Genomic DNA, 7,257 nt, shown 5'->3' with positions numbered 1-7,257 from the left:
TGAGCTAGTGTCGCATATCAACAGCATTTGCTATTGATTGAATTTGGTTGCGGGGGCCGGATTTGAACCGACGACCTTCGGGTTATGAGCCCGACGAGCTACCAAGCTGCTCCACCCCGCGTCCGTATTGTGTCACCGTTAAGCACGATGAAGGCTATCAAACTGGAGCGACACACGAGGTTCGAACTCGTGACCTCAACCTTGGCAAGGTTGCGCTCTACCAACTGAGCTAGTGTCGCATATCAACAGCATTTGCTATTAATGAGATTTGGTTGCGGGGGCCGGATTTGAACCGACGACCTTCGGGTTATGAGCCCGACGAGCTACCAAGCTGCTCCACCCCGCGTCCGTATTGTGTCACCGTTAAGCACGATGAAGGCTATCAAACTGGAGCGACACACGAGGTTCGAACTCGTGACCTCAACCTTGGCAAGGTTGCGCTCTACCAACTGAGCTAGTGTCGCATTTTGTCACCGTTAAGCACGATGAAAGCTATCAAACTGGAGCGACACACGAGGTTCGAACTCGTGACCTCAACCTTGGCAAGGTTGCGCTCTACCAACTGAGCTAGTGTCGCTTTTCAACAACGTTTCCGCTGTTCAGGGCTGCGAATTATAAGAGCATTTTTTTGTGATGCAAGTCCTTGGAAGAAAAAATCTGATTTTTTTTTCTGTTTGGATAAAAACCACACATAAGCGCCAACTTTTGCTTGAAAAGCACTCAAACCCTTTGGCGGTAAAGGAGGATAAATTAGAGCCAGCTATCAAACAAGTCATTCGTTTTACTGAATTAATTGCTGGAGAGTACAGTGAACGATAGAGTGGATTGATGGATGCTCTCGTATTGATGCCCTCACTCACTGCGAGACGAAGAATCAAGGAATTCAGGATGACGTTTCCAACCTCTCAGCCATATCGATGGCTTGTTGGGCTTGTGCTGAGCACCCTGCTCTTATCTGGGTGTGGTGCACTGCCTAAGCCCGTGAGGAACCTTGGCAAAAGTGATGTTGATTTTGTCATGGACGTTCACGCTAGGGAACAAAAAGCGCTGTTAATGGAGCTGACACGCAAGCTTTATGTTAGAAATCCTTGGCAACTCAAAAAAGCGCCCGACATGACCTTAGATCAGCGGCTCACGCAAATCTTTGGCGACGAGGACACCATTGAACTCCCGAGCTTAGTGTTCGAGGAGCTCGGCGGTCTAACCAGCATTGATGCGATACTGCTCAGTTTCAATGATGACTTCCAAGGGGATCGCGTGTTCGCGGCAATGGTCGGACTGACAGAGATGCTTAGGCGCTCATACAACCACCAGCAAGAGTTCTTCATCCTCGATTCTCTGGACGAGCAGGCACTCTATAACAGCGCACGCAATATAGAAGTGTTTGTCTGGCGCTTGTATAAGCGCAGAAATGATACGGGCGAGCTGTTTCTCCTCTCAAACCAACTCGAGGGGGACGACTATGACATCAGCTTTGATCGACTGTTTACCAAGATGGTGATGATTCAAGATATGATGGCGCTCATCGTCGCAGACAAAACCAATCGCAGTATCACCAAAGTCGTCCAAGGTGTGGCACAGTTTGTCTTCTTGCCGATCCCTTAACAGTCGTTGTGGTATCAATACGGACCTAAAACAAACAACCCCGCAGTATGAGTGGGGGGTGTTTGTTTTTCGCGAGATGGACTCATCGCCATCGAGACTATATGGTCATGATGGTTTCGCGATAGAACTTGAGCTCTGCGATCGACTCTTTGATGTCGTCCATCGCCAAATGGCTGCCCTTTTTCGAAAACTGCGTCAACACTTCCGGCTTCCAACGACGCGTCAACTCTTTCAGCGTGCTGACGTCGATGTACCGATAATGGAAATAGGACTCGAGCTCTGGCATATGTTGGTACAAGAATCGACGATCTTGACCAATACTATTGCCACAAATCGGTGATTGGCCTTTCGCTACCCATTGCTCTAAAAAGGCTAAGGTCTGCTCTACCGCTTGCTGCTCGCTCACTTGGCTCTGGCGAACTCTCTCCACCAAACCACTGGCGGTATGCGTGGTCGTGCACCACTCATCCATTTTTGCCAATTCAGATTCTGGCTGATGGATGGCAAGTACGGGCCCTTCAGCTAAAATGTTGAGCTGAGCATCGGTGACAATGGTCGCGATTTCGATGATTTTGTGAGTCTCCGGGTCAAGCCCCGTCATCTCAAGATCAATCCAAATTAAATTTTGATCGCTAAAGGACATAAAGTGTTGCCTATTGGTTTATCGCTAAAAAGGGTACTATACCCAAATTCTGATCCTCAAGATAGCAATCGAGCGGATCGACAATGCAGAGAAATGGTTAAGTAAACACTGTGGCAAAAAAGAAAAAGCTCACCAAAGGTCAAGTTAGGCGAGTACGCAGCAACCAAAAGCGTAAGCTAAAAAGTGAAGAGTCCGTGCAATGGGACGAAACCATGCTGGGTGCGACCAAGAAAGGCCTGGTCATTACACGCTTTGGTCAACATGCAGATATTGAAGATAGTGAAACACTAGAGGTGCACCGCTGCAACCTTCGTCGTGGTATCGAATCTCTTGTCTCTGGCGACAAGGTGATTTGGCGCGCTGGATTAGAATCTATGGACGGCATTTCCGGCGTAGTGGAAGCGGTGAAGCCACGGACTTCCGTCCTCACTCGACCTGACTATTACGACGGCCTTAAACCGGTTGCGGCGAATGTCGACCAAATGGTGATCGTCTCATCCGTTTTGCCTGAGTTATCTCTCAACATTATTGACCGCTACCTAGTGGCGGCTGAAACGTTGCAGATCGCCCCTCTGATTGTGCTCAACAAAATCGATCTTCTCGATGAAGCGCAACGTGAGACTTACCAATCTTGGCTCGAAGAGTACCAACGTATCGGCTACCCGGTATTGCTGGTCAGTAAACAGACTGGAGAAGGTATCGAGGCCCTCGAAGCGGAGCTGCAAGGGCGGATCAATATTTTTGTCGGTCAATCGGGTGTGGGTAAATCGAGCTTGGTTAATGCCTTGATGCCACAGTTTAATGTCGAGGAAGGGGAAATTTCTGAAAATTCCGGCCTAGGACAACACACCACGACCGCCTCTCGCCTCTATCACATCCCTTCCGGTGGTGACTTAATCGACTCACCTGGGGTGCGCGAATTTGGCCTTTGGCATCTCGAAGCAGAACAGGTAACCGAGGCGTTTGTCGAGTTCAAACCCTATCTAGGGGGCTGCAAGTTTAGGGACTGCAAGCACTTAGATGATCCAGGCTGTCTACTGGTTGAAGCCGTGGAGAAAGGCGACATCAGCGAAGTGCGTTTCGACAACTACCACCGCATCTTAGAGAGCATGGCAGAAAACAAAGCCAATCGTCAGTATTCACGTAACAAGAAAGCGGATCTTTAGCCCCTAGAGCACAGATTCCTTGCTCTGGGTCTTAAAGTGCCTAGCAAGCTTGGAAAGTTGAATGAGAATGGCTGACTTTTAAAGCCAGATTGATTAGTATCTCGCGCCCGATTAAGCGCGTGCAATCGCAACCTGTTATTTCGATATTGGAATCAAACACCATGGATAAGATTAAAGTTGGGCTGCAATACTGGATCCCACAACACGGCCTCACTCGCCTTGTGGGCAAGCTAGCCTCTGCCAAAGCAGGCGGTCTAACCACAGCCATCATCAAATGGTTTATCAAACAGTACAACGTGAATATGGACGAAGCGAAGCATTCGGATCCTAAGCACTTTGCCACATTTAATGATTTCTTTGTCCGTGAACTCAAAGAAGGCGCTCGCCCAATCGCAGAAGGTGAGTCAGTAATTACTCACCCTGCAGATGCCTGTGTGAGTCAATTTGGCCCAATTCAAGATGGCAAACTGATCCAAGCCAAAGGGCACGATTATACCGCGCAAGAATTACTTGGTGGTGACGCCGAGTTGGCCAAAGAGTTTGCTGAGGGTGATTTTGCGACCTTGTACCTTTCGCCTCGTGATTACCATCGCGTACACATGCCATGCGATGGCACGCTGCGCCAGATGATTTACGTACCGGGCGATCTGTTCTCGGTCAACCCACTGACGGCCGAGAATGTACCTAACCTCTTTGCCCGCAACGAACGCGTGGTGTCGATTTTTGATACTGAGTTCGGTCCGATGGCGCAAGTGCTGGTAGGGGCAACGATTGTTGGTAGCATTGAGCAAGTCTGGGCTGGCACCGTCACACCTCCTCGTGGCAACACAGTGTACAAATGGGATTACCCAGCCACAGGTAACAAAGCCGTGATCTTGAAAAAAGGCCAGGAGATGGGGCGCTTTAAGCTCGGCTCTACCGTCATCAACCTTTTTGCAAAAGACGCGATCACCTTTGATGACGCAATGAGTACCGGTGCGACCACCGTTATGGGCACGCCTTACGCACACCAACGCAACGCGACCCAGAGTGAATCCACGTCTGAGTCTGAATAACAGAGCGTTCGATTCACACCGTCTCTCCAAGCCCCACAAGTTGGGGCTTTTTTGACCCAAGACAAAACCCAGTGAACATTTTCAACTGTTTGCTAAAAGTTCCAGCTACGTCCAAGACCTTAATTTGATTGTAAATTACTCTAGTGTTTCGTCGAAAAACCTTGAGGTTTACTGTCATGTTGAAACCCGGAATCCTTATTAAACTTCTGGTCAGTTTTGGGCTCCCTCTTGCTGTGCTTTTTATGCCCATCGATTGGATTCCCATTGACGACTTAACCCTGATCCAACATCGCCTACTGGCCATATTCTTGCTGGCGGCGTTGCTGTGGGTATTAGAGCCAGTACCTGTTTTTGCCACTTCTATCCTGATTATCGCGCTTGAGTTGGTGATGATTTCCAATAAAGGATTGCACTGGTTTCGTACCCCGCCGCCCCATCATGACCTAGGCGTATTGCTCGATTACACAGACATATTCAGCGCCTTTTCCTCGCCGATCATTATTCTTTTTATGGGCGGTTTTGCCCTTGCGATCGCGGCCTCAAAATATGAACTCGACAACAACCTAGCACGGGTGCTTCTCAAACCCTTTGGCAAACAGCCCAAGTTCATCATGTTGGGATTAATGCTGATCACTGCTGTGTTTTCGATGTTTATGTCGAACACCGCAACCACTGTTATGATGCTGGCCTTGCTTGGCCCGATTGTCGCTTCTGCACCCAAAGGGGATTTGGGCATCAAAGCGTTAGTGTTATGTATCCCTATTGCCGCCAATACGGGTGGCATTGCCACCCCGATTGGTACCCCACCCAACGCCATCGCGCTGCAATACCTGACAGGTGACAACTCGATTACCTTCTTAAGCTGGATGATGATGGGTCTGCCCTTCGTGATTATTCAGCTCACCATCGCTTGGTTTTTACTGCAAAAGCTCTTCCCCTCCACATCCAATGAGATGCAGCTCAAGCTCGATGGTCAGTTCCAACGCAACTGGCGGGCTATTACCGTCTATTGCACCTTCGCCATCACTATTTTGTTGTGGATGACCACTCAATTGCACGGCATGAACACCTATGTGGTTTCGATCATTCCTCTCGCCGTCTTCACCTTGACTGGCATTATGGGCAAAGCAGAACTCAAGCTGATCAACTGGGATGTGCTGTGGCTGGTTGCCGGTGGTATCGCCATTGGCATTGGTCTGGATAAAACTGGGCTCGCTGAAGCGCTGGCACATGCGATCGATTACGAGACCCTCTCGCCTGTCGCGGTGGTCATCACGTTGTCTATGGTGTGTTGGTTGATGGCCAACTTTATGTCCAACACCGCGACCGCCAACTTGTTGATGCCCATCGCGGCAGCCATTGGCGCTTCGATGGAGAGCTTGGCAGTCATTGGCGGGCTGCAAGCCTTATTGGTTGTTGTGGCCTTCTCAGCCTCTCTCGGTATGATTTTGCCTGTCTCAACACCGCCGAACTCCCTGGCTTACTCAACAGGACTGATTGAGAGTAAAGACATGGCCAAAACCGGCGTCATTATTGGCTTGATTGGCCTTGCGATTGTTTATGCAGCAACGCTCATTCTTACGTAACCGTTGCCCCACAGATCATACTTAGCTCGGCGCCCAGGTTCTCTTACCTGGGCGCTTTGTTTCTAGCGCGTTTTCGTGCATATTGCTTACCTTAATGATTTGCTTTGGATTTCACGATTATGGGCTATGAATGGCTGGCATTGGCGGCCGCGTTTTTATGGGCGGTAGCGAGTATTTTGTCTGTCACACCTGCGCAGCACTTAGGGACCTTTGCCTACAGCCGCTGGCGAATGGGGTGCACGTCTGCCATTCTCGCCTCGATGGCTTGGTTGACGGGTGGCTGGGCAAGCGTTGAGCTCACTGCAGTTTCAGCCATGGCGCTATCGGGCTTAGTGGGTATCTTCATCGGTGATACCGCGCTGTTTGCCTGTCTCAATCGCATGGGACCACGACAAGCAGGTTTGCTTTTCTCATGCCATGCGGTGTTCTCTGCCGCACTCGGCTATTTCCTGTTTAGCGAAAGCATGAGCTCGCTTGAGCTCATCGGTTCAGCGCTGGTCTTTTCCGGTGTCTTAACGGCGATATTTTTCGGGCGCAGAGGTCAAGTGGCGAATAGCTTAGAGTCCATTAAAGGCAACATTTGGGCAGGGATCGGACTTGGTCTCCTCGCTGCGCTGTGTCAGGCATTGGGCGGCATTATCGCCAAGCCGATTATGCAAACCGCGATCGATCCCATCGCCGCCTCCGCCATGCGTATGATGACCGCCTTTGTCGCGCACAGCGTCTTTTTTCTCTCCGGCGCACGGCTAGCGAGAGCGACGCAACCGATGAACACGCGCATTTTTGCGATTACCGCGATCAACGGTTTTCTCGCGATGGCAGTAGGGATGACACTGATCCTCTATGCGCTGCGTGAAGGGAACGTCGGTATGGTTGCGCTACTCTCTTCCACCACGCCCATCATGTTGTTGCCTATACTGTGGATCTACACCAAAAAGCGCCCCAACCGTTATGCGTGGATTGGCGCTTTGGTCGCGGTCGCCGGCACCAGTATCTTGGTGAGTTGAACCCAAGGCTCACACAGGTTAGTGTGAACAGCGGCCATCAATAGCACCTATTGAACTAATAGATAGATTCCGCTTTAAAAGGGATAAAATTAGGTCGAGACTTGCAAGTAAAGAGAGACGGAGTAATTCCACACACTGGGCATGGTGAAAGATAACAACGGCATTTCGCCCAGTTTATTTGATCTTAACCTACAG

At 50.0% G+C, this 7,257-nt stretch carries 7 protein-coding genes and 5 tRNA genes; 6 read left to right on the top strand and 6 right to left on the bottom strand.

Annotated features, from left to right (window positions below):
* Nucleotides 1-44 precede the first annotated feature (44 nt).
* The 5 genes from AC6R0L_RS13440 to AC6R0L_RS13420 form a co-directional block, all read right to left on the bottom strand.
* Nucleotides 45-121 (bottom strand) — tRNA-Met (locus AC6R0L_RS13440).
* 42 nt (nucleotides 122-163) lie between these two features.
* Nucleotides 164-239, bottom strand: a tRNA-Gly gene (locus AC6R0L_RS13435).
* Between the two features lie 30 nt (nucleotides 240-269).
* A tRNA-Met gene (locus AC6R0L_RS13430) sits at nucleotides 270-346 on the bottom strand.
* A gap of 42 nt (nucleotides 347-388) precedes the next feature.
* A tRNA-Gly gene (locus tag AC6R0L_RS13425) sits at nucleotides 389-464 on the bottom strand.
* Between the two features lie 37 nt (nucleotides 465-501).
* Nucleotides 502-577: transfer RNA gene (locus AC6R0L_RS13420), tRNA-Gly, on the bottom strand.
* Between the two features lie 53 nt (nucleotides 578-630).
* Between AC6R0L_RS13420 and AC6R0L_RS13415 the strand changes: the two genes are divergently transcribed.
* Both AC6R0L_RS13415 and AC6R0L_RS13410 read left to right on the top strand, forming a co-directional pair.
* Complete coding sequence (locus AC6R0L_RS13415; RefSeq protein ID WP_500629424.1) at nucleotides 631-819, top strand: hypothetical protein; 189 nt, start codon at nucleotides 631-633, stop codon at nucleotides 817-819.
* A gap of 69 nt (nucleotides 820-888) precedes the next feature.
* Nucleotides 889-1,605, top strand: coding sequence for a hypothetical protein (locus AC6R0L_RS13410; RefSeq protein ID WP_500629423.1), 717 nt, complete (start codon nucleotides 889-891; stop codon nucleotides 1,603-1,605).
* A 97-nt stretch (nucleotides 1,606-1,702) separates the two neighbouring features.
* On the opposite strand, the gene orn is transcribed toward AC6R0L_RS13410, so the two are convergent.
* Nucleotides 1,703-2,248, bottom strand: coding sequence for an oligoribonuclease (gene orn, locus AC6R0L_RS13405; protein WP_500629422.1), 546 nt, complete (start codon nucleotides 2,246-2,248; stop codon nucleotides 1,703-1,705).
* A 110-nt stretch (nucleotides 2,249-2,358) separates the two neighbouring features.
* On the opposite strand from orn, the gene rsgA reads away from it, so the two are divergent.
* The 4 genes from rsgA to AC6R0L_RS13385 all read left to right on the top strand — a co-directional run bounded on the left by rsgA (nucleotide 2,359) and on the right by AC6R0L_RS13385 (nucleotide 7,062).
* Nucleotides 2,359-3,414 (top strand): small ribosomal subunit biogenesis GTPase RsgA, encoded by a 1,056-nt coding sequence (rsgA, locus tag AC6R0L_RS13400; RefSeq protein WP_500629421.1) that lies wholly within the window; start codon nucleotides 2,359-2,361, stop codon nucleotides 3,412-3,414.
* 161 nt (nucleotides 3,415-3,575) lie between these two features.
* A complete protein-coding gene (gene asd, locus AC6R0L_RS13395; RefSeq protein WP_500629420.1) occupies nucleotides 3,576-4,469 on the top strand; it encodes an archaetidylserine decarboxylase in 894 nt (297 codons plus the stop codon).
* Between the two features lie 176 nt (nucleotides 4,470-4,645).
* The gene (locus tag AC6R0L_RS13390) at nucleotides 4,646-6,055 is read left to right on the top strand and encodes an SLC13 family permease (RefSeq protein WP_500629419.1); all 1,410 of its coding nucleotides are present in this window, start codon (nucleotides 4,646-4,648) and stop codon (nucleotides 6,053-6,055) included.
* Nucleotides 6,056-6,174: 119 nt separating this feature from the next.
* The gene (locus tag AC6R0L_RS13385) at nucleotides 6,175-7,062 is read left to right on the top strand and encodes a DMT family transporter (RefSeq protein ID WP_500629426.1); all 888 of its coding nucleotides are present in this window, start codon (nucleotides 6,175-6,177) and stop codon (nucleotides 7,060-7,062) included.
* The last annotated feature ends 195 nt before the right edge of the window (nucleotides 7,063-7,257 follow it).

This window comes from Vibrio sp. R15-SG3-ISO1A (assembly GCF_059833955.1).
The sequence above is the reverse complement of the archived record's forward strand: the minus strand, read 5'-3'. Positions and strand labels throughout refer to the sequence as shown.

Excerpts from the sequence above, each read along its gene's own strand:
- AC6R0L_RS13410 (WP_500629423.1), top strand. The coding sequence starts at position 889 with ATGACGTTTCCAACCTCTCAGCCATATCGATGGCTTGTTGGGCTTGTG.
- orn (WP_500629422.1), bottom strand. The coding sequence starts at position 2,248 with ATGTCCTTTAGCGATCAAAATTTAATTTGGATTGATCTTGAGATGACG.
- asd (WP_500629420.1), top strand. The coding sequence starts at position 3,576 with ATGGATAAGATTAAAGTTGGGCTGCAATACTGGATCCCACAACACGGC.
- AC6R0L_RS13390 (WP_500629419.1), top strand. The coding sequence starts at position 4,646 with ATGTTGAAACCCGGAATCCTTATTAAACTTCTGGTCAGTTTTGGGCTC.
- AC6R0L_RS13385 (WP_500629426.1), top strand. The coding sequence starts at position 6,175 with ATGGGCTATGAATGGCTGGCATTGGCGGCCGCGTTTTTATGGGCGGTA.